Below are 21,843 nucleotides of genomic sequence, written 5' to 3' on the forward strand. Positions count from 1 at the left end.
GTTTACCGATGAGTACTTCCGAAGCAACCGCACGCCTGTCCACCGGCGACCGGGCACCTGAATTCAACTTGAGCGACGCCGCCGGCAATTCCGTAGCACTAGCCGATTATCGCGGGCAGAAGGTCATTGTCTATTTCTACCCCGCCGCCTCAACTCCAGGGTGCACCAAGCAGGCCTGCGATTTCCGCGACTCGCTGGCATCGCTGCAGGCCTCGGGCTACCAGGTACTGGGGGTTTCCCCGGACGGGGTCTCGAAGCTGGAAAAGTTCGTGGCCAATGAAGAGCTGAACTTCCCGCTGCTTTCGGATGAGGATCATGCCGTGGCCGAAGCCTATGGCGCATGGGGCGAGAAGAAGAACTATGGCCGCGTGTACGAGGGGCTGATCCGGTCAACGATCGTTGTTGACGAGGAGGGCACGGTGAGCCTGGCGCAGTATAACGTCCGGGCCACCGGGCACGTGGCGAAGTTACGCCGTGACTTGGGCCTTGATCCGAAATAGGCAAGGGTGAGGCTCGATTTCATCTCGGGCTGAACTTCCGCTACACTAAATGAGGTCGCCTTCGAGATCCATGGTTCTCGGTGTAGCGCGAGCGAGTATGGCGGAATTGGTAGACGCGCTGGATTTAGGTTCCAGTGTCTTCGGACGTGAGAGTTCAAGTCTCTCTACTCGCACCAGAGAAAACCCTGCGGTCCCAGTTGCTGGATCGCAGGGTTTTTGCATGCCTCGCGGCTTCTGCGCGGGCGTAGTATCGAAATACGCAGTTAGTCAGCGGCGGTGACCGCTGCTCCACTTCGCGGCAAGGGAGAACCATCATGGCCGAAGAGCGTTTGCCTACCACCTACGGGCTGGCGGCATCTGACCCGCAGCAGATCCTGATTGATCGCCGGAATATCAGCGCCTCGGATCTCGAGCAGATCGAACGGATCATGGGTGAAATGGGGCGCATGAGGCAAATCGAGCGCAAGATCATGCGCAGTTCGCAACGTTTCATGAAACTCAATGAGACGGATATGCGGGCGTTGCGGCAGATGATTGCCGCAAAGAACACGGGCAAGGTGCTGACCCCGTCGGACCTGCGCGAGTACCTGGGGATATCCAGTGCCTCGGTAACCAAGATGGTCGACCGGCTTGAAGCCAACGGCCATGTCAGGCGAAGCCAGCATCCCACCGACCGGCGTTCGCAGTGCATCGAAGTCACCGAGCAGACGCACTTGGCCGCGCGCGAGCAATTGGGACGGCACCATGCGCAACGATTCCAAGTCGCCCGCTCCATGACTGCCGAGGAGCGCGAGATCGTGATCCGCTTTCTCTCGGCGACCTCTAATGCACTGGAGGGGAGCCTGGAGCAGGCCGCGGAGCAGGGGCAGTAGCGGGCCTACGGCCTACACCTGCTGGTTATCGTGTTCGGCGGCCGCCACGATATTCTTGATGGTGGCCGGGAAGATGATCCCGTGGAACGGGTACACGGCCCACCAGTAGCATCGTCCCCACAGGCCGCGTGGGAAATACACCGCGCGTTGGACCAGCTCGGTCTCCCCGTTCTCTTGGGGGCTCAGCCGATACTCCAGCCACGCCTGGCCAGGGACGCGCATTTCAGCCCGCAATCGCAGCAGCCGGTCCTGCTGGAGGGCTTCCACGCGCCACCAGTCCAGAACATCGCCCAGGGCCAAGGTGCTCTTGGAGCGCCGCGTGCGGCGAGAGCCCACGCCTCCGGCCAGCTTGTCCAGCAGCCCGCGCAACTTCCACAGCGTGGGAAAGGCGAAATAGGGGGAGTCCCCGCCGAGTCGTTGTACCACCTGGAACAACTCTGGTGCGCTGGCCGTCGTGGTGGCCCGGCGGACGTCGCTGTAGCTCTTGCGCCCGGCCCATTGCGGGTCGGACGGCAAGGGCTCGGCTGGTGCCGACAGCGGATGGGCCGTGGCCCACGTGGTCTCCACCGCGTCCGCCTCGATTTTCTCCAACGCCAGCTCCACCGCCCTGGGGTAGTCGCACAAGCCTTCCGCCGGCGCGGGAATCAGCGTGTCGATCTCGCGGGAGCCCATGACGCAGTCGTGCTGCAGGGATTGCACCAGAGCCGAGGCCAGGGTGCGCGGCAGCGGGGTGACCAGGTTCACCCAGTGCGAGGCCAGCCGCGGCGTCAGCAGGGGCAAGGCCCACACCGAGGGTTCGCGCAGGCCTGCGCAACGGGCGTAGATCTTCATCAGTTGCGCATAGCTGTAGGCCTTCGGGCCGCCGATATCGTAGACGCCCTGCACCGGCTCTTTCAGCTGCGCGGCGCGGACCAGGTAGTGCAGCGCGTCGCGCACGGCGATGGGCTGAACCTGATTGGTGACCCAGCGCGGAGCCGGCATCACCGGCAGCACGTCGCTCAAATGCCGGATCATCTCGAAGCTGGCCGACCCCGACCCGATCACCAGTCCTGCTTGGAGCACCAGGGTGTCCACCGACGAGGCCAGGATCTTCCCCACGGCCACGCGCGATGCCAGATGCTCGCTCAGCTGCCCTTGCGGGTGCAGGCCCGAGAGGTACACCACCTGCTCAACACCCTGGTGCTTCGCGGCCCGGGCCATGATGGCGGCGCAGTTCTTTTCCTGCTCGGCAAAATTGCGCGTTCCGGACATGGAGTGAACCAGGTAGTAGACCAGCGCGACGCCGCGGCACAGCCGGTTGACCGCCTCGGCGTCTTCCAGATCGCCTTCGATGATCTCGACCTCGTCGTGCCACGGAATATCGCGAAGGCGCTGTGCGTCCCGGGTGAAGACCCGCACCTGATGCCCGTTGCGCAGGAGCCGGGGGACCAGCCGCCCGCCAATGTATCCGGTGGCTCCGGTGACTGCGATCAGGCTCATGAAATTCTCCCTCCTGCACCGGCACCGGCCGCGGTTCGGCGCCGCCACGCAATCAGCAGCGAGCCGAGCAACGCGGCCAGCGCGCAGCCCAGCGAGGCATAGCCAACGATCTCCGAGGGGTTGCTCCCGGCCAACCGGCTCACGCCGATCCAGGCCAGGCCCCAGCTGATGGCCAAGGCGGCGAAGGCATTGCCGGCGTAGTAGCTGATGGCCATGGCCATCAGCGCGGCAACCACCACCAGCGCTACGGCCGTTGCGGGGGCCCACCGAGCACCTTCGCCGACACCCAGCGAGAGCAGCCAGGCGGCCACGTTCGCGATGCTGGCCACGCAGACCCACCCGAGGTAGAGCCCGAAGGTCAGCCAGATCACCCAGTACTCGGTGCGTGAGCCCGGGGTTCCGGAGGACATGAGGCGGATCATCCAGGCAAGGACGGCGACGAGCGCGAAAATGACGATCACGCTGAAGCCGAGCCAACCCAGCTGGACCACGGAAATCCAGGCCGCGTTGAGCAGGGCCGAGATCATCGCGGGAACCCTGAGTTTCGCACCCCAGCCGGAGCGCCGTCCCGGGGCGGTGAGCTGGTAGATGCCATAGACCGCAAGCCCGGTATAGACCACGCTCCAGATGGAGAAGGCGGGCCCAGCCGGGGCCAGCAGGGTCGCATCGGCGCTCAGGTAGCCGCCGGCAACTTGCTGGACCGGGGTTCCGCCGAAGGCGCCGCTGCCGATGAAAGATACGGCGATGGCAATGAGCAGGGACAGGGCGGTGAGCAACGGGGTGGTCCATAGCGGATCACCGATGCGCTGCGCGCCGGGCGATAGTGCGGGGTCAGGCGATCGATTCACGGGGTCCTCCACAGGTTTTTCAAAGATTTCCAAATCCGGGTCGACAAAACGAGATAGTTAAACCATGATGTATGTAGATAAGCTAAATATCAACCTTTCGAGATAAGTGATCATGCGCCACACACCTCCGCTTCGAACCTCGGATTTGTTCCGGGTGCTCCTGGGCCTGCAGCGTGCCTATGCACAGAGTGAAGTGCGTTTTCGTTCCAGCCTCAACCTGAACGATACAGATCTGCGGGCCGTCAACCTCCTGCGCTCCCGGCAAACGCCCAGCCCCGGCGAACTCGCCCGGGAACTGGGGCTTTCCTCGGCCGGGATCACCTCGGTGCTTGATCGCCTCGAGGCCCGGCAGATGGTCCAGCGCGAGCACCACGGATCGGATCGACGCCGGACACTGGTGCGCCCGGGCCGCGCATTCCCCGGGAACGCCGGCGCCTCGATGGTGCTCCTGCGCGGCCTGCACCGGTTCTACTCCCAGCTCGATGAGCCGACCCGCCTCGCGCTGGGCCATCTGCTGGCCCAGATCCATCGGGAGCTGGAAGCCACCGGCGCGACGGTGCCCGCAGCCCCCACACCCACCCCCACCACGCCCCGGAGCAGTGACCAATGACCACGCACACACGAAGCCATCGCGGCCAACCCGCCGACGCCCAGCCGAACAGCGGCGAGGCCCGGCTCATCGACGACCCCACCCGCGCGGCCATCAGCCAGCGCCTGGCCCAGATCGGGACGCAGGCGAAAGCGCGGGCAGCCGCCTACTCGCGGACCACCGCCGAGCTCTGGGCGGAAATCTCCGGCGGCCTGGCCACCGGAAAGATGATGCGCCCGGCCTTGGTCATTCTCGGCTACCGCGCTTTCGGCGGCCGCAACGAAGCGCGGGCCATTGACCTGGGGTGCGCCTTCGAGCTGCTGCACACCGCCCTGCTGATCCACGACGACGTGGTGGACAGGGACTTCGTGCGCCGTTCGGAACCGACCATCTCGGCCCGCTACCGGGATCAGGCGAGGGCGGCCGGGCGGAGCCTGGCCGAGGCCGAGCATGCCGGGAACTCGGTGGCGATCATCGCCGGGGACCTGCTGATCAATGAGGCCATCAAGCACGCCATCAAGGCCGCCGCGGGGACCGACGCGGAAGCCGCGGTGGAGCAGGCTTTCTTCCAGGGCATCGAGCAGGCAGGGGCCGGCGAACTCGAGGACCTGCTCTTCTCCCTGGGCGCCACGCCGGCGACCACCAGCGAAGTGCTGCGCATGGAGCAGTTGAAGACCGCGGCCTACTCCTTCCAGCTGCCGCTGCAGGCCGGGGCGCTGCTGGCCGGGGCTTCCAGCTCGCAGGCCGATGACCTGGGCACCGTGGGGTGCCAGCTCGGCGTGGCCTACCAGGTCATCGACGATGTGCTGGGCACCTTCGGGGATCCGATGCGCACCGGGAAGTCCGTGGAATCGGACCTGCGTGAATTCAAGAGCACCATCTTGCTGGCGCTGGCCGCCGAGCAGCCCGAGTTCGCGGCGCTGCTGGTCGAGTTCCGGTCCGGCCGCATTCCAGCCCAGCAAATCCGCGAGGAATTGACGGCCCAGGGGGCCGAGCGCTTCGCCCGGCAGCTTGCCGAGCAATTGTGCGCGCGGGCCACCGGCTCGGTGGCCTTCCTCGATCTGCCCGATGAGGCCCAGGCGCTCCTTCGCACCTGCAGCCACCTGATTCTGAATCGAAGCCGATGAACCTGATCAAGCCCCGGGGCATCGCCCCGCAAGCCCCGGCATTGCAGCGGTACTCGCTGACCGCCCAGCGCAGCGCCAAGGTGCTGCTCGAGCAGTACTCCACCTCCTTCTCGCTGGCCTGCCGGCTGCTGGATGCGGCCAGCGCCACGCATATCGCCAACATCTACGCCCTGGTGCGGCTCGCCGATGAAATCGTGGACGGGGTGGCGCAGCAGGCCGGCCTGGACGCCGGGGACATCGCGGCCTGCCTGGATGACCTGGAAGCCGAAACCCGGCGCGCGATGCAGCGCGGCTACAGCACCAACATGGTGGTGCATGCCTTCGCGCTCTCGGCCCGGGCCACCGGCATCGGCACCGAGCTGACCACCCCCTTCTTCTGCTCCATGCGGGCGGACTTGACGACATCAACCCACGACGCGCACAGCCTGGAGCACTACATCTACGGCTCGGCCGAAGTCATCGGGCTGATGTGCCTGCAGGTCTTCCGCGCCATCGACTCGGCCCCCGAGCTGCGCCCGGAGCAGGTGGAACAGGCCCAGCGTTCGGCCCGCAGCCTCGGGGCGGCCTTCCAGAAGGTCAACTTCCTGCGCGATCTGGCCCAGGACAGCCTGGATTTGGGGCGCGCCTACTTCCCGGGCATCGATGCGCGGGACTTCGGCGAGGCGGACAAGGCCCTGCTGGTCCAGCAGATCGATGCCGACCTGGCCACCGCGCGTTCCGGGCTGGAACTGCTGGCTCCGCCGGCAGCCCGTGCCGTCCGCCTGGCCCATGACCTCTTCCGGGAGCTGAACCGCCAACTGGCCGCGGCCCCCGCGAAGGAGCTGCTGCGCACCCGCATCTCGGTCTCCACCGGCCGCAAGGCGCTGATCGCCGCGCGGGTGCTCGTGCCCTGGGCAGGACCCAGGGAAGCCAAGACGCAGGCAGGGGGCGGCAAATGAGCGGCGCGCCGCAGGACGTCGTGGTCATCGGCGCCGGATTCTCCGGACTGGCCAGCGCAGGGCTGCTCGCGGCCCGGGGATGCAAGGTCACGCTGCTGGAGCAGCACAACCATGTCGGGGGCCGCTCGGGACGCCTCGAGCGCGACGGCTTCCGATTCGACACCGGCCCGTCGTGGTACCTCATGCCGGAGGTCTTCGAGCACTGGTTCTCCCTGATGGGAACCAGCGCCAGCGAGCAACTGGATCTGCGCCCCTTGCCCATCGGCTACCGCACCTTTTTCCAGGGGCGGCAGGCACCGGTGGACGTGGGCACCGGCACCGCGGTCCGCGAGCTGTTCGAGACCCTGGAACCCGGCAGCGCGCCGGCCCTGGACGAGTACCTGCGCACCGGGCGAGAAGGCTATGAACTGGCCCTCCAGCACTTCTTGTACGATGATTTCAGCTCGCTGGGATCACTGCTCAAGCCCGCGATCCTGCGCCGGCTCCCGCAGCTGGCGCCGCTGCTGGGATCGAGCTTGGAGAAGTATCTCGCGCGGCGTTTCCAGAGCACGGAACTGCGCCAGATCCTGGGCTATCCGGCCGTGTTCCTCGGGTCCAGCCCGGAGCGCACCCCGGCGCTGTACCAGCTGATGAGCCACCTGGACCTGGCCGACGGCGTCAAGTACCCGATGGGCGGGTTCGCCGCGCTGGCGGATGCCATGGCCGATCTGGCGGCGCAGCACGGGGCGGACATCAGATTGGGCGCCACGGCCACCGCCATCGAGACCAGCTCCCGGGGCCAGGCCGCGGTCACCGCGGTGGAATGGATCGATGTGCACGGTCAATGCCATCGGACCCCGGCGCAGCAGGTCATCGCCGCGGCGGATGCGCAGCATCTTGATCGCCGGCTGCTCCCAGAACGCCTGCAGACCCATTCGGCGCGCCGCTTCGCGCGCCGGGACCCTGGGCCCAGCGCGGTCCTGGTGTGCCTGGGCGTCACCGGGGAACTGCCGGAATTGCGGCACCACAACCTGCTGTTCACCCGTGATTGGGCCGATAATTTCGCGCGCATCCGCCAGGGGCGCGCCCTGCAGGAGGAAACCAGCATCTACGTGTGCAAGCCCAGCGCCACGGATCCCGGCGTCGCGCCGGAGGGCTGCGAGAACCTGTTCATCCTCGTTCCCGCCCCGGCCGCCCCTGAATGGGGCCATGGCGGTGCCGACGGCAACGGGGAGAGCATGGTGGAGCAGGTGGCCGACGCGGCCATCGACCAGCTCGCCGCCTGGGCCGGGATCCAGGACCTGCGCGAGCGCATCGTGGTGCGCCAGAGCATCGGGCCCGCGGATTTCGAACAGCAGTACGGGGCCTACCGCGGCGGGGCCCTCGGGCTGGCCCACACGCTGGGCCAAAGCGCCATGCTGCGCCCAGGCAATCACAGCACCAAGGTCTCGGGACTGCACTATGCCGGCAGCACCGTGCGCCCGGGCATCGGCGTGCCCATGTGCTTGATCAGCGGGGAGCTGGCGGCCAAGGCCGTGCTGGGTCTCACCGACCCGGGCCCGCTGCGCGAGCAGCCGCCGGCCGGCTCTGAAGGGAAGGCGGGGGCATGATTTACCTGGGCATCCTGCTTTTCCTTCTGGCCTGCATGGCATTGCTCGATGCCCGGTTCACGCTCTTCGTCTTCGCTGCGCCGCTGCGGGCGCTGCTGTGCTTGGCCGCGGGCACCGGGTTCTTCGTGCTCTGGGATGTTCTGGCTATCGAACGCGGGATTTTCGTGCACAAGGAATCCGAGCTGATGACCGGGATCATGGTGGGCGAGCAATTCCCGCTGGAAGAGGTGTTCTTCCTGGTTTTCCTCTGCTACTGCTCGATGATCGCCGTGGCCGGCACGCACCGGCTCGGCGCCCGAAGTCCGCGCCCCAGCCGCGGCGGCCGCAACGATCCCAAGGAGCCGGGCAATGTTTCTTGAAATGAGCCTGTTGTTCCTCGCCGCGGCCAGCCTCGTGTTCCTGGCGGGGCTGCTGGCCAGCCGACGGCGGCTGCGCACCGTGGCACGGCCCATGCTGCTGGCCATGGGCCTGATGCTGCTGCTCACCGCGGTCTTCGACAACCTGATGATTGCCGCGGGCCTGTTCGACTATGGAAGCCACGCGCTGTCCGGGGTCCGGGTGGGCTTGGCGCCGATCGAGGATTTCTTCTACGCCGCCTGCGCGGTGCTCCTGGTTCCGGGGCTCTGGTGGCTCACCGAGCCGCTGGAGCGCCGCCGCGCAGCCGGCCAGCGTTCTGCTAAGCCAACCGGAAGGACCCCGCAACCATGATTCGCGCCATTCTGGCCACGTCCCGGCCGGTGTCGTGGGTGAATACCGCCTATCCCTTCGCCGCCGCCTATCTCTTGGCCGGAGGCGGGCTCGATGCGATGCTCATCGTGGGCAGCCTCTTCTTCTTGTTCCCCTACAATCTGGTGATGTACGGGGTCAATGACGTCTTCGACTACGAGTCCGACCTGCGCAACCCGCGCAAGGGCGGCATCGAAGGCGCGCTGCTGGCCCGGCAGAGCCATCGAATGATCCTGCTGGCCTGCCTGGTGCTGGCCGCACCGTTCCTGGCCGTGTTGGTGCTGGCCGGCGACCTGGCAGCCAATGCGGTGCTGGCGGGCTCGATGGCCGCTGTGCTGGCCTACAGCCTCCCGGTCCTGCGGTTCAAGGAGCGGGCCGGGCTGGATTCGCTGACCAGCGCCGTGCACTTTGTCTCCCCGGCGGTCTACGGGTGGATCCTGGCCGGTGCTCCCGTGCACCGGACCCAGTGGATGGTTTTCGGGGCGTTCCTGCTGTGGGGCGTGGCCAGCCATGCCTTGGGCGCGGTGCAGGACATCATCCCCGATCGCGCAGCGAAGCTCGGGTCCATCGCGGCATCCCTGGGCGCGCGCCCCACGGTGTTCCTGGTGCTTGGCGCCTATGTGCTGGCCGGAGCCATGATCTTTTTCGGCGTGTCGGGCCTGCCGCGGCTGGCCGGCCTGCTTGCTGTGCCCTATGTGCTCAATGTGCTCCCGCATGTGGGCGTCGACGATGACTCGTCGGGTACGGTTAACCGGGCGTGGAAGAGATTTTTGTGGATTAACTACCTGTGCGGATTCCTGCTGACCATGCTGCTCATTTCCACCGCCGTGTTCACGGGCTAACCACAATCAAGAAGTAGAGGCAAAGAATGGATGTCATCTTGCTTTCCGCCGATGGCCAGCCCATCGGCACACAGTCCAAGCAGACGGTGCATACCAGGGATACGCCTTTGCACCAGGCGTTCTCCTGCCACGTCAGGAATTCCATGGGGCAGGTGCTGATGACGCGCAGGGCGTTGTCGAAGGCGACATGGCCCGGGGTATGGACGAATTCCTTCTGCGGCCACCCCCAGCCGGGGGAGCAGATGGAAACCGCGATCCGGCGCCATGCTGCCGGGGAACTGGGTATGGAGATCCGGGATATCCAGGTAGCGCTGCCGGACTTCCGCTATCGCGCGGTCGACGCCTCCGGCATCGTTGAGAACGAGATCTGTCCAGTCTTCACCGCCGTGATCGATGGAGGAATCACGATGAATCCGGAGGAAGTCATGGATTACCGTTGGGCTGATCCCGCGGAATTTGCTGTAGCGGTCCAGGCCGTTCCATGGGTCTTCAGCCCATGGTTGGTCATGCAGGCCAGCGAAATGCCCCAGTATCAGACCAGGTAGGGAGCACCTGCTAGACCGGCTACGCGCAAGGCGCGGAGGAATAAGGAAACGGTGGATGCCCAAGCGGGCATCCACCGTTCTGCATGAAGAGGCGGTGCGAATCACCGGCTCCGCGGTTACACGAAGTTTTCGGTACCTTCAATGGTGTTCATGAAGTGATCCATGAAATCGGCGAAGTCGTGGGCATCGGATTCTTGATCAATCTGTGCACCAACGGTGACCGCATCATCAATATGGAAGTCGATGCTCGGCTTTTCTGGAATGCTGAACCGGAAAACCCTGCCCGTTGAGGTGGCAACTTCGTAGCCGCCATCGCTGAGCTCGGCGAGCTGGTTCACGTTGGTGTTGTTGATGTTGATGGCGTTTTCCGACGCGCGCAAATCGTTCGCGTTGACCGGGGCAATGATGAGTTCTGCTGGTTGGCGCCGATATCCAATGACCTTGAGCCCTCCAGAACCGGCAATTCCGGTACCGGCCACAAGGTTGTAGCTGGCGAAATTAGGGATCTGCGAGTCGAAGGCCTCGTGGAGACGGGCCTTGACCTGCTCGGCTGGATTTTCGTCTGGGCGGTTGTCCATGACTCCTACTCTACCGATAAGTTTGGACAATTTGATCAGTCACATCATTTATCGAAATGTGTCACGGTTGCGTCATAGGTTATCCGATTGGTCATATTGACAACTAGAATAAAATTTATGAGCCAGGATGCTACGCCAGATATCAAACCACGTTCCCGTGTGGTCACCGACGGTATCCACGCCGCTCCAGCGCGAGGCATGTTGCGCGCTGTCGGCATGGGCGATGATGACTTCGCAAAACCGCAAATTGGCATTGCCAGCTCGTGGAACGAAATCACCCCTTGCAATCTTTCGTTGAACCGCCTCGCGCAGGGAGCCAAAGAAGGCGTCCACGCGGGCGGAGGCTTCCCGATGCAGTTCGGAACCATCTCTGTTTCGGATGGTATTTCGATGGGGCATGAAGGAATGCACTTCTCGCTTGTATCGCGAGAAGTCATCGCGGACTCGGTTGAAACCGTCATGATGGCAGAACGCCTTGACGGATCGGTGCTCTTGGCCGGCTGCGACAAATCACTGCCGGGCATGCTCATGGCCGCTGCACGCCTGAATCTTTCCTCGGTATTCCTCTATGCCGGATCCATCATGCCCGGCTGGGTGAAGCTGGAAGACGGTACGGAGAAGGACGTCACGTTGATTGACGCCTTCGAAGCGGTGGGTGCCTGCGCCGCCGGACGCATGAGCGAAAAAGACCTGGACGCTATCGAACGTGCGATCTGCCCGGGCGAAGGCGCCTGCGGCGGCATGTACACCGCGAACACCATGGCTTCCATCGGCGAGGCGTTGGGAATGAGCCTGCCGGGTTCAGCTGCCCCTCCGTCGGCTGACCGTCGCCGCGACATGTTTGCCCACCGCTCCGGTGAAGCTGTCGTGGAAATGCTGCGCAAGGGCATTCGCGCCCGCGACATCATGACCAAAGAAGCATTTGAAAACGCCATCGCGGTGACCATGGCCTTTGGCGGTTCCACCAATGCGGTGCTGCACCTGCTGGCGATTGCCCGGGAAGCCGAGGTTGACCTTTCGCTCAGCGACTTCAACCGCATTGGCGACAAGGTGCCGCACCTGGCGGACCTCAAGCCATTCGGCCGCTATGTCATGAACGACCTGGATCGCATTGGCGGGGTGCCTGTGGTGATGAAGGCGCTGCTTGATGCCGGACTGCTCCATGGCGACTGCCTGACCGTGACCGGCAAGACTGTCGCCGAGAATCTCGCGCACATCGCTCCGCCGGATCCTGATGGCAAGATCCTTCGCGCCATGGACAATCCGATCCACAAGACCGGCGGTGTCACGGTGCTTCACGGTTCCTTGGCGCCCGAAGGCGCTGTAGTGAAGTCCGCGGGCTTCGACGCTGATGTTTTCGAAGGCACCGCGCGAGTCTTCGAGCGCGAGCAAGGTGCCCTTGAAGCATTGGATGCTGGACAGATCCAGGCTGGCGACGTGGTGGTCATCCGCTATGAGGGTCCAAAGGGCGGACCTGGCATGCGCGAAATGCTGGCCATCACCGGTGCCATCAAGGGCGCGGGGCTTGGCAAGGACGTCCTGCTGCTGACAGATGGCCGCTTCTCCGGCGGCACGACGGGCCTGTGCATTGGGCATGTGGCTCCGGAAGCGGTCGATGGCGGACCTATCGCCTTCGTGAAGGATGGCGACCGGATACGCGTGGACATTTCAGCGAGGACCTTTGACCTGCTGGTCGACCCGGCTGAGCTTGAAGCCCGGAAGTCGGGATGGAAGCCGTTGCCGGCCAAGTTCACCTCGGGCGTGCTGGCTAAATACGCGAAACTGGTAAATTCCGCTTCGACAGGCGCTTATTGTGGCTAAAGGAGCCTTCGTCTGATTCAGTGGACGCGGAAACGCGTCCACTGAATGGACATCCATCTCATATAATGAGATGAACGGGGTGTCTAGTTGAACTTTATCTTTGGGTAGAGAAAACTAGAGACATGCAAACAAACTTCGATGTTCTACTAGTTATCAGGCGCGAAGCCTGAGACGCTGTCGCACTAAGCGGACAGAACATCGGTAACGCGCAAGCCCCCTTTCGTCAGTAGTGACGGCCGCGGGGCGTTTTTTATGCGCAAACGAAGAGATAGAAATGGAAAGGATCCCGATGAGCAACTCAACACCCGCCAATCCGGCGTCGGTTGCGAAGTCAATCAATCGATCTAAGGATGCCGCCGCCGCTGTCTCTTCCGTCGTGGAAGCTTCGAACCCGGTACAGGGTCCGAATAATATCGTTGCTCCCACACAGATGACGGGCTCACAAGCCATCGTCCGCTCGCTGGAAGAACTGGGCGTCAAAGACGTCTTCGGATTACCAGGTGGGGCCATCCTTCCCACCTATGATCCACTGATGGATTCGACCAAGATCAACCACGTCTTGGTCCGCCACGAACAGGGTGCAGGCCATGCCGCACAGGGTTTCGCCATGGTGAGCGGGGAGGTTGGCGTATGCATCGCCACCTCCGGACCAGGCGCAACCAACCTCGTCACCGCACTGGCCGATGCCAATATGGACTCGGTACCAATGGTGGCAATCACCGGTCAGGTCCATAGTGCATTCATTGGCTCTGACGCATTCCAGGAAGCAGACATTGTCGGCATCACGATGCCGATTACCAAGCACGCTTTCTTGGTCACCAACGCAGAAGACATTCCAAAGACTCTGGCGAGTGCCTTCTACCTCGCCCAGACCGGTCGTCCCGGTCCGGTGCTGGTGGATATCACCAAAGACGCCCAGCAGTCCGATATGACCTTCTCGTGGCCGCCAAAGGTGGATCTGCCCGGCTACCGAGTTGTGACCCGTGGCCACAACAAGCAGCTTCGCGAAGCCGCCAAGCTGATCGCCGGGGCAACCCGTCCGGTGCTGTACGTAGGTGGTGGCGTAATCAAGGCCAACGCCCACGAACAGCTCAAGGAATTCGCGGAATACATCAATGCGCCTGTGGTCACCACCCTGACCGCTCGCGGTGCCTTCCCGGATTCGCACGAACAGCACGTGGGCATGCCAGGCATGCACGGTGCCGTGTCTGCAGTGACTGCACTGCAGCAGTCGGACCTTTTGATCACCCTTGGCGCCCGCTTCGATGACCGAGTCACCGGTGTGCTCTCCTCCTTCGCGCCGAACGCGAAGGTGATCCACGCCGATATCGACCCTGCGGAAATCTCCAAGAACCGCGTTGCCGATGTGCCGATTGTGGGCTCGCTGGATGAAATCATCCCGCAGCTGCAGGAAGCCTGCGCAACCCGCTTCGAGAACGAGCCGCAGCAGGATCTTTCCAGCTGGTGGGGCCTGCTCAACCGCCTGCGCGAGACCTACCCGATCGGCTACACCGAAACCCAGGATGGCCTCTCGGCGCCACAGCACGTGATCCAGCGCATCGGTGAACTCACCGGTCCTGAAGGCGTCTATGTTGCCGGCGTGGGCCAGCACCAGATGTGGGCCGCCCAGTTCGTCAAGTACGAGCGTCCGCGCTCCTGGCTGAACTCGGCTGGCCTGGGCACCATGGGCTACTCGGTCCCTGCCGCAATGGGCGCCAAGGTCGCACAGCCGGACCGCGTGGTCTGGGCCATTGATGGAGACGGCTGCTTCCAGATGACCAACCAGGAGTTGGCCACCTGCGTGATCAACAATATTCCGATCAAGGTCGCAGTCATCAACAACTCCTCGCTGGGCATGGTCCGCCAGTGGCAGACCCTGTTCTACGATTCCCGGTACTCGAACACCGATTTGAATACCGGCCACGGAACCGCTCGCATTCCCGACTTCGTGAAGCTGGCCGACGCCTACGGCTGTGTGGGCCTGCGCTGCGAACGCGACGAGGATATCGACGCCACGATCCGGAAGGCGCTGGAGATCAATGACCGCCCAGTGGTGATCGACTTCGTTGTCTCGGCCGATTCGATGGTGTGGCCGATGGTCCCATCGGGCGTGAGCAATGACGAGATTCAGATTGCCAAGGGCATGACCCCAGAATGGGAAGAGGAGGACTAGAACATGGCAAAGCATACGCTTTCGGTACTGGTTGAAGACGTCCCCGGCGTACTTACCCGAGTAGCCAGCCTCTTCGCCCGCCGCGCCTTCAACATCCACTCGCTGGCAGTGGGCCCCACCGAAATTGACGGCATCAGCCGCATGACCGTGGTGGTCGACGCCGAGGGGGATTCCCTGGAACAGGTGACCAAGCAGCTCAATAAGCTGATCAACGTCATCAAGATCGTCGAGCTGCTTCCGGAAACCTCGGTGCAGCGCGACCACATCATGATCAAGGTGCGCGCCGACGCGGCGACTCGCCTGCAGGTGACGCAGGCCGCGGAGCTCTTCCGTGCCTCCGTCATCGATGTGTCCACCGACTCGCTGGTGGTCGAAGCCACCGGCAACGCGGCAAAGATCGACGCGCTGCTGGCGGTGCTGGAGCCATTCGGCATCCGCGAAATCGTCCAGTCCGGAACCCTCGCGGTGGGCCGCGGCGCCAAGTCCATGAGCGACCGGGCTCTGAAGACCCTGAGCGCCTAAAAGCCGTAGAAGACTTCTACGGACACGAACTATAAATTTTAGATACTTGGCATCTAGCTTAGAAATTGAGCTAAAAAGCCAGAGCACAAATAAGGAGAATTACAGTGGCTGATCTGTACTACGAAGACGACGCAGACCTCTCAATCATCCAGGGCAAGAAGGTAGCCATCATTGGCTACGGTTCCCAGGGCCACGCACACGCACTGAGCCTGCGCGACTCGGGTGTCGAGGTTGTTGTCGGCCTGGCTGAGGGCTCGAAGTCCCGCGCCAAGGCTGAAGCTGAAGGCCTGAAGGTTTCCACCGTGGCTGAGGCTGCCGCTTGGGCCGACGTCATCATGATCCTGACCCCGGACCAGGTCCAGGCCCAGGTGTACACCGAGTCGATCGCCGAGCACCTGGAAGAGGGCAACGCCCTGTTCTTCGGCCACGGCTTCAACATCCGCTTCGGCTTCATCCAGCCACCAGCCAACGTTGACGTTGCCCTGGTTGCACCAAAGGCTCCAGGCCACACCGTACGCCGCGAATTCGAAGCTGGCCGTGGCATCCCTGACCTGATCGCCGTGGAGCAGAACTTCTCCGGCGGCGCCAAGGAACTGGCACTGTCCTACGCTGCAGGCATCGGCGGCACCCGCGCCGGCGTTATCGAGACCACCTTCACCGAAGAGACCGAAACCGACCTGTTCGGCGAGCAGGCTGTTCTCTGCGGTGGCACCTCGCAGCTGGTTCAGTACGGCTTCGAAGTTCTGACCGAAGCTGGCTACAAGCCAGAGATCGCTTACTTCGAGGTTCTGCACGAGCTGAAGCTCATCGTCGACCTGATGTGGGAAGGTGGCATCGCCAAGCAGCGCTGGTCCATCTCCGACACCGCTGAGTACGGCGACTACGTTTCCGGCCCACGCGTTATCACCCCAGAGGTGAAGGAAAACATGAAGGCTGTACTGGCTGACATCCAGTCCGGTGCCTTCGCTAAGCGCTTCATGGATGACCAGAAGGCTGGCGCTCCAGAGTTCAAGGAACTGCGCGCCAAGGGCGAGTCCCACCCAATCGAGACCACCGGCCGTGAGCTGCGTTCGCTGTTCTCCTGGATCTCGGACGCATCCTCGGATGACTACGTGGACGGCTCCGTCGCCCGTTAGGTCTCAGCGATCCTGAGGTAAACGCTTAGAAACTGCCGTGGTGCGGTGACTTAAAGTCATCGCACCACGGCAGTCTTCGGTTTAACGGACAAAGCCATGCTCATGGCATGCGTTTCAAAATTCAGCTACTTTTTCCTTAAAGTTTCATTCGTGCGCTGCAGAAGAAACAGTTTATCCTCATATTAGTTAAATGTCGGTTCATGGTGTCATTATTAGATTGCGAATTCAAAGCGTCTAACGACCTTTGGTGTCGTTAGATATGTTGGGTTTATCTGAGAATGAGATGTAGATGTTGGGAACAATTAAACGATTTCTTGTCCGTGCCACACTCACGATTGTGGGTCTGGCCGTCGTCGTAGGGATAACACTGGCGGCTGCGCACTACTTTGGCAATCCCTTCGATGCGTACGGCAGCAAGAAGAATACGCGTGTCTTGTACTCAATCAAGAGCGTTGAAGAGATCGCATTGTTGAGCTTGGGTGTTCAAGAAATTGAGAACGATTCGGAGGATAAGAGGCTATTCAACGTCTCGATTCCGGGTACAACGAAGACATCAAATGTACAGTTCTCATTTCAAGCGAAGCTCGGGATAGACGGCGAGAACGTAGAAGTTGAAGACCGAGGTGGCGACGAATATTTAATCAAAGTTCCTGAATTCGAATTCATCGGCATGGAGAACCTCGACGTCCAAGTCATAAATGAGGAAAATGGGGTCCTCAGCTGGGTCACTCCTGATATTGACAAAGATGAAATGCTCAAGAAGGTTCTCAACGAGGATCTTCAGGACAAATACATCGACAGCAATCAGCAGATACTTCGTCAGCAGGCCGAGAACTTCTATCGGGGACTGGTGGCAAGCATCGAGCCTGAGGCTACCGTTGAATTCGAATTTGCAGGCGAGTAATTTCAAGAAGCGGAATCAGGTGCGAATCACGCATGAGTATTGACGAAATCGAAATCATCGCTGACGATGATGGAATTGCGGTAATCGGGGACAAGGGAACTGTCGAATCGGTACTGGCGTCGCTGAACCTGGAGTCAAAAGACATGGTTCTCGACACCCTGATTACTGGTGCTGCAATGGGTGCAACCGCTGCTCAGGTTGCGGCAGAGGTCTCGGCCAATTACGGACGATGGGTGAAGCTGTCGGAGCAGTCAGCCAAGGCGTTCCATGTCGCCGATCTCATGAAAGGTTCTTCCGATGGGCTGAGCCGTGCCATAGTCATGAATAAAGGCAAGACCGCTGGCATTCTTGAGATCGTCACTAAACCGGGCGCAGCCCTGGCGAATCCGGCGTTCCTCGCAGGCGTTGGAGGCATCATGGCGCAAGTGGCGATGCAGCAAAGCATGGACCAGATCAATGACTATCTCGCTGTCATTGACGAAAAGATCGATGACCTGATGCGTGCCAATCATGATGGAATGATGGCCGAAATTGACGGTGTTGCCATGACGATTGAGCAGGCACTGACAATTCGGGATGGCGTCGGGCACGTCAACGATGTGACTTGGTCAAAAGTTCAAGATAGTGAACGGATCATTGCATCCAAACAAGCTTTAGCAATTCGTTCGCTCAACACGATCGCTGAAAAACTTGAGAAAAAAGCCAAGATGGGTGACATCGCCAAATCCGCTGTTGAAGCTGAACCGCAGGTGAACCAGTGGCTTTCGGTACTCGCACGTTGTTTCCGGTTGCAGGATGGCGTTGCAGTTTTGGAATTAGACCGCGTGCTTCAAGGATCACCCAGTGATTATGAGCGGCATCGAATTGCCATGAAGATTGCACGGAAGCACAGGACTGAGCAGATCACACAAAGCACAGGCGAGATTCTTAACAGGATCGCGCTCGTTGGTTCCAGAGCAAATGCCAAAGTGCTGCTGCACCCCAAGTCCGCAGGAGTTATCGTTCACAGCTCGAATAGTATTTCAGCAGAGTTGTCCGAATTTCAGATTCAGCTTGGATTTGAAAGCAGCAATCGTGAACTGGATCAGAAGCGATGGCTGACCGCAGTCTCGGAAGCACGCGACAAGGTAACTGATGCGGGCGCTGATGGCCTGGTTGCTATCCGGCAACTGGGGGACGAGACCAAGAACAAAGCGTTGGGTAAAGCCGAAGGGCTGGCAACTTCGTTAGCTGAAGGCATCCGGAAACGAAGAGAAACAGGCGCACCGCAATCGCCGAGGGAACTTGAGGATTGATCCAGCCTTAGCCGGGCCCAGCCAAAACTGCCGGTCCAGATTTCCCGGTATCTTGCGAAAAGACAACGTCCTTGGCCACCTAATTTTGAGGTGGCCAAGGACGTTGTCTTATTGACGGGCAATCGCTGAAGCTTGAGCTACAGCAAGTTGTTAGCGCTTAGAAGCGCGGTAGCCGGCCTTCCGGGCATCGGAAGTGGTCTTGAAGCACTCTTCAGGCGCAGTGCGAGAGTAGAATGCGCCACCTGGTACGTGGTACTTCCATTCCTTCTTGCTGCCGGTGCGGTTGCCCTTCACCGGGAAACCCGAAGGGCAGCTGTAGCCTTTGCCATTCATCTTCACTGAGCGCTTGCTTGAAGCCTTCTTGACTGACAAAGACTGGGTTTTGGTGATCGTTTTGGTCTTGCCCTTGAGCTTGTACTTCACGGTCGTCTTGACCTTGTACGTACCGGCAGCCAATTTGACCGACTTCTTACTCTTGGCAACGGTCTTTTTGCCCTTGGTGACTGTCAGGAGTGCTGAATTGATCTGGACGTTCTTGGCCTTGGAATAACTTGGCTTGATCGTAGCCCTTGCTTTGCCCTTGACCGTCTTGTTGCTGATCTTCTTAATCGTGACCGGGGCGGTCTTCTTAGCAGCTGCAATGGCAATGCTTGGTGCTGCAGTCGGCTGGGAAGCTGCCGACGCTACAGAGACACCAGAAAAAGCGAGGGCGCAGGCTGCGATGACAGCAAGCGAAGGCCGAACGATGTTTTTCATTTGTCCTCATGATTCGGAGAGTGAGTGAAGAACTTGAATGTTCCAGTATTGATTATAATATCAATTTGTCACTGCTCACTAGTGGAAACTCATGTCGCCCTTGGACGATATTGGACGTTAAGAACTTCGCGTATTGACGGTGCGCCCAGCGAAATAGACCCACGCCGCGGCAGCCAATACTGCAGCGCCAGCAAAGACTGACCACCACGGGAAGCCAGGGATTTCGGGCGCTTTTCCAAGGGCGTTGAGATCTTCAATCGGGGTGGGCAGAATGCGTTGAGCAGTGACCAGCATTCGATGCGAATTGATTCCCAGGGGAGTGCAGGTCACCAGTGTGGCCAGGTCCTTGCCGTATTGGGGAACCAGCGATTTGGTTTCATCGGGGAGCACTGTTTGGGTTTCGATGACTTGGTAGGACAGCACTTCTCCGAGGACCTCGATGGTGAAGGTGTCCCCGATTTTCAGTTTGGGCAGATCGTTGAAGAGCGTGGCATCCGGAAGGCCACGGTGTGCTGTAAGCACCGAGTGTTGCGAGGCTCCGCCAACCGGTAGCGCCGTACCTTCAAGGTGCCCCACGCCGCGTTCCAGGGTCTTGGCATCTGTGCCGTGATAAATGGGAAGATCCACGTTAATCGCGGGAATTCTCAACCGGCCCATCAAACCGTCATCCGATACTTTGAGCAGGTCATTGTAGTCTTGGCCGTTGCCTTGCCGCCCGTCGCTGGTAGGCACGTTGCTCCCAGGTGAGAGCAAAGCGCCGCCGACAAGCTGCTGGTTATATTCGTGTGCTTTGGCCAGCTCCGACTGCAGCCAGTTGGGCTCATCTTCCGAAATCTCGGCGGAAATCATGCCGATGGTTTTGGATTGGTTGTATTGGGCAAACCAGCTGGCGGTGGACGGATAGAGCAGGGTCAACGCGCCGAGCAGGAACACGCTGGCAATGACCAAGGTAGCGACGGGCAGCTTCCACCGCCGTTGAGCCTCGGCCGGGCTCGGATCTTTCTCATCCACTGCTGACATAGTCGGTTCCTTCATCGGTGCTTTTCGGACGTGCGGCCACATCGGTGGTTGTCGGGCTGAAGGTTTAATTGCGGAAGTGGGAGAACGAGCAAATCTCGTCCTCCCACTCCTACCGCTTGGCTAGGCCACGCTGTTGGTCGGGCTTATTCAGCGCGACGCTGGCGTGCTCGACGCTGTACCAGAACTGCGCCACCGGCTACGGCCATCAGGCCGATACCTGCCAGGGTGAACAGCAAGGTACCTTGTGCACCGGTCAATGGAAGATCCGGTCCGTCAGCCTTGTGGTTCGTGATCGTTGGTTCAGCGGTTGCGCCCGCGGTGACATCGATTTTGGTCCACGGATTGGCGGGGAGGACGAAGCCTGCTGGGGCCACAATTTCCCGGACCCAGAAGTCTTCGGTGACATCTTCATCAATGCCAACGTGGACCTGCCATACGATCACGCCAAGGTCGTTCGTGGTGCCGGTGGCGATGGGATCGCCCTCTGGTTCGCCATTTACTGGAGCGGATCCATAGAGCTCGAACTTGGCTCCTGGCAGGATCGCGTCGCTTTCATCGGTCTTGGTGAGCTCGATGGTTCCGAGGTTCGTATTGGCTGGATCCTCAACGGTGGTGCCATTGATGGTCAGGGTTGCGTTGTTAACAACCTTGCCGCCGGTTGGAATTGTGTTCACAGTTGTTACCAGTTCGATGGAGAAGGTGGCTTCCCCTGCAAGATCCAGCTTGGCCAGTCCTGACTCGGTCAGTGAAATCTCGGACTTGTCGTCCGAAACCGTGTAGTCGGCCGCTTCAATGGCCTCACCGTTGAGCATCAAGCTGCCCCAGGAAACGAAAGTCAGCTCCGCAGGCAGCACATCGGTCAAGGTGAAGGACTCGTATGGCAGTTCCGAAGCAGGAACGATCGTGTCCAGGGTCCACGTCACCTCGTCGCCCAAAAGCAGGGCTTCGGTGTCAACCGTCTTGGTCAAATTGATTTCATTGAGCACATTCTTCGGGTACACGTGAACGTTGTAGTTCCATGAACCGTCTTCGTTCGGGTAGGGAACGGTGACCCAGAATGGATCGTGCTTCTGTGCGATCAAGTTATCGCCCGACTTGGTCTCGGTGACCAGGTAGAGTCCCAAGTTCAGCCCGGTGAAGGTGGCTACGCCCGCGGCATCGGTAGTAACTGCGGTGTTGGTGCCCAACGAATACTCTGCCGAGGGCAGCGACGGTGCCGTACCGGCATTCGTGACTGCTTCGGAGAGTTCCCATCCTTCAGCGGTGCTCAGGTCAATTGGTGCGCCGTTGTGCAGTACCGGCTGCAAGGTGAATTCAACACCGAGCAGTTCCTTATCCAGACCTGGATCAGGAGTGATTTCGGTACCATCGCCCTGCTCGCCTGGTACGGCTGAAGACTTGTGGACACTAATCGAGCCTGTCTGTGCCGGATCAATGCCCGGCGCGTCGTCGGCAGCTGCGGCGGTGGCCCCCAAAAACCCCGCCCCAACCAGCGCCAGTGCGCTAGCTCCGGCAATCAATTTGCCGAGTCGTTGTTCGCTGAACACAATTACTCCTCATATATAAAATGCGAATGATTGCGG

The 21,843-nt window shown here is 61.1% G+C and carries 22 protein-coding genes and 1 tRNA gene; 17 read left to right on the forward strand and 6 right to left on the reverse strand.

Features of this window, described 5'->3' with window-relative positions; translation table 11 throughout:
- Positions 1–8 precede the first annotated feature (8 nt).
- The 3 genes from bcp (at position 9) to D3791_RS14965 (ending at position 1,372) form a co-directional block, all read left to right on the forward strand.
- Positions 9–500, forward strand: a complete 492-nt coding sequence (gene bcp / locus D3791_RS14955) for a thioredoxin-dependent thiol peroxidase (RefSeq protein WP_022876969.1) — start codon at positions 9–11, stop codon at positions 498–500.
- A 91-nt stretch (positions 501–591) separates the two neighbouring features.
- Positions 592–676, forward strand: a tRNA-Leu gene (locus D3791_RS14960).
- 138 nt (positions 677–814) lie between these two features.
- Entirely contained in the window at positions 815–1,372 is a 558-nt protein-coding gene (locus D3791_RS14965; protein ID WP_172512662.1) for a MarR family winged helix-turn-helix transcriptional regulator, read from the forward strand.
- Between the two features lie 12 nt (positions 1,373–1,384).
- Here D3791_RS14965 and D3791_RS14970 read toward each other — a convergent pair whose 3' ends face one another.
- Positions 1,385–2,851, reverse strand: coding sequence for an SDR family oxidoreductase (locus D3791_RS14970; protein WP_172512663.1), 1,467 nt, complete (start codon positions 2,849–2,851; stop codon positions 1,385–1,387).
- Entirely contained in the window at positions 2,848–3,699 is an 852-nt protein-coding gene (locus D3791_RS14975; protein WP_172512664.1) for a tryptophan-rich sensory protein, read from the reverse strand. The genes D3791_RS14970 and D3791_RS14975 overlap by 4 nt, the downstream gene beginning before the upstream one ends.
- 112 nt (positions 3,700–3,811) lie before the next feature.
- Between D3791_RS14975 and D3791_RS14980 the strand changes: the two genes are divergently transcribed.
- The 8 genes from D3791_RS14980 to idi are packed head-to-tail and all read left to right on the forward strand — an operon-like array spanning position 3,812 to position 10,055.
- Entirely contained in the window at positions 3,812–4,309 is a 498-nt protein-coding gene (locus D3791_RS14980) for a MarR family winged helix-turn-helix transcriptional regulator (protein WP_172512665.1), read from the forward strand.
- The gene (locus D3791_RS14985) at positions 4,306–5,415 is read left to right on the forward strand and encodes a polyprenyl synthetase family protein (protein ID WP_022876964.1); all 1,110 of its coding nucleotides are present in this window, start codon (positions 4,306–4,308) and stop codon (positions 5,413–5,415) included. Before D3791_RS14980 ends, D3791_RS14985 begins: the two co-directional genes overlap by 4 nt.
- Positions 5,412–6,353, forward strand: a complete 942-nt coding sequence (locus D3791_RS14990) for a phytoene/squalene synthase family protein (RefSeq protein WP_022876963.1) — start codon at positions 5,412–5,414, stop codon at positions 6,351–6,353. The genes D3791_RS14985 and D3791_RS14990 overlap by 4 nt, the downstream gene beginning before the upstream one ends.
- A complete protein-coding gene (gene crtI, locus D3791_RS14995; RefSeq protein WP_172512666.1) occupies positions 6,350–7,942 on the forward strand; it encodes a phytoene desaturase family protein in 1,593 nt (530 codons plus the stop codon). The genes D3791_RS14990 and crtI overlap by 4 nt, the downstream gene beginning before the upstream one ends.
- Positions 7,939–8,301 (forward strand): lycopene cyclase domain-containing protein, encoded by a 363-nt coding sequence (locus tag D3791_RS15000; protein ID WP_022876961.1) that lies wholly within the window; start codon positions 7,939–7,941, stop codon positions 8,299–8,301. The genes crtI and D3791_RS15000 overlap by 4 nt, the downstream gene beginning before the upstream one ends.
- Positions 8,291–8,650, forward strand: coding sequence for a lycopene cyclase domain-containing protein (locus tag D3791_RS15005; protein ID WP_172512667.1), 360 nt, complete (start codon positions 8,291–8,293; stop codon positions 8,648–8,650). Before D3791_RS15000 ends, D3791_RS15005 begins: the two co-directional genes overlap by 11 nt.
- Before the next feature lie 38 nt (positions 8,651–8,688).
- Complete coding sequence (locus D3791_RS15010; protein WP_321171389.1) at positions 8,689–9,510, forward strand: prenyltransferase; 822 nt, start codon at positions 8,689–8,691, stop codon at positions 9,508–9,510.
- Positions 9,511–9,536: 26 nt separating this feature from the next.
- Complete coding sequence (gene idi, locus D3791_RS15015) at positions 9,537–10,055, forward strand: isopentenyl-diphosphate Delta-isomerase (RefSeq protein WP_172512668.1); 519 nt, start codon at positions 9,537–9,539, stop codon at positions 10,053–10,055.
- A 116-nt stretch (positions 10,056–10,171) separates the two neighbouring features.
- On the opposite strand, the gene D3791_RS15020 is transcribed toward idi, so the two are convergent.
- Positions 10,172–10,633 carry a hypothetical protein gene (locus D3791_RS15020; protein WP_172512669.1) on the reverse strand — a complete coding sequence of 154 codons (462 nt, stop codon included), beginning with the start codon at positions 10,631–10,633 and terminating at the stop codon, positions 10,172–10,174.
- A gap of 117 nt (positions 10,634–10,750) precedes the next feature.
- Between D3791_RS15020 and ilvD the strand changes: the two genes are divergently transcribed.
- From ilvD to D3791_RS15050, 6 genes are all read left to right on the forward strand, one after another.
- Positions 10,751–12,454: a dihydroxy-acid dehydratase gene (gene ilvD, locus D3791_RS15025; RefSeq protein ID WP_172512670.1), complete on the forward strand. Its 1,704-nt coding sequence runs from the start codon at positions 10,751–10,753 to the stop codon at positions 12,452–12,454.
- A gap of 289 nt (positions 12,455–12,743) precedes the next feature.
- Positions 12,744–14,627, forward strand: coding sequence for an acetolactate synthase large subunit (locus tag D3791_RS15030; RefSeq protein WP_172512671.1), 1,884 nt, complete (start codon positions 12,744–12,746; stop codon positions 14,625–14,627).
- 3 nt (positions 14,628–14,630) lie between these two features.
- On the forward strand, positions 14,631–15,149 hold the full coding sequence (gene ilvN / locus D3791_RS15035) for an acetolactate synthase small subunit (RefSeq protein ID WP_061952333.1): 519 nt from the start codon (positions 14,631–14,633) through the stop codon (positions 15,147–15,149).
- Positions 15,150–15,253: 104 nt separating this feature from the next.
- Positions 15,254–16,285, forward strand: a complete 1,032-nt coding sequence (gene ilvC, locus D3791_RS15040) for a ketol-acid reductoisomerase (RefSeq protein WP_172512672.1) — start codon at positions 15,254–15,256, stop codon at positions 16,283–16,285.
- 289 nt (positions 16,286–16,574) lie between these two features.
- Positions 16,575–17,189 carry a hypothetical protein gene (locus D3791_RS15045; protein WP_172512673.1) on the forward strand — a complete coding sequence of 205 codons (615 nt, stop codon included), beginning with the start codon at positions 16,575–16,577 and terminating at the stop codon, positions 17,187–17,189.
- A 32-nt stretch (positions 17,190–17,221) separates the two neighbouring features.
- Complete coding sequence (locus D3791_RS15050; RefSeq protein WP_172512674.1) at positions 17,222–18,484, forward strand: hypothetical protein; 1,263 nt, start codon at positions 17,222–17,224, stop codon at positions 18,482–18,484.
- 150 nt (positions 18,485–18,634) lie between these two features.
- On the opposite strand, the gene D3791_RS15055 is transcribed toward D3791_RS15050, so the two are convergent.
- The 3 genes from D3791_RS15055 to D3791_RS15065 form a co-directional block, all read right to left on the reverse strand.
- The gene (locus tag D3791_RS15055; protein WP_172512675.1) at positions 18,635–19,240 is read right to left on the reverse strand and encodes a sunset domain-containing protein; all 606 of its coding nucleotides are present in this window, start codon (positions 19,238–19,240) and stop codon (positions 18,635–18,637) included.
- Positions 19,241–19,357: 117 nt separating this feature from the next.
- Positions 19,358–20,260 (reverse strand): class C sortase, encoded by a 903-nt coding sequence (locus D3791_RS15060; RefSeq protein WP_172512676.1) that lies wholly within the window; start codon positions 20,258–20,260, stop codon positions 19,358–19,360.
- A 143-nt stretch (positions 20,261–20,403) separates the two neighbouring features.
- Complete coding sequence (locus D3791_RS15065) at positions 20,404–21,807, reverse strand: SpaH/EbpB family LPXTG-anchored major pilin (RefSeq protein WP_172512677.1); 1,404 nt, start codon at positions 21,805–21,807, stop codon at positions 20,404–20,406.
- Positions 21,808–21,843: the final 36 nt, after the last annotated feature.

The organism is Glutamicibacter mishrai (assembly GCF_012221945.1).
Lineage (GTDB): Bacteria > Actinomycetota > Actinomycetes > Actinomycetales > Micrococcaceae > Glutamicibacter > Glutamicibacter mishrai.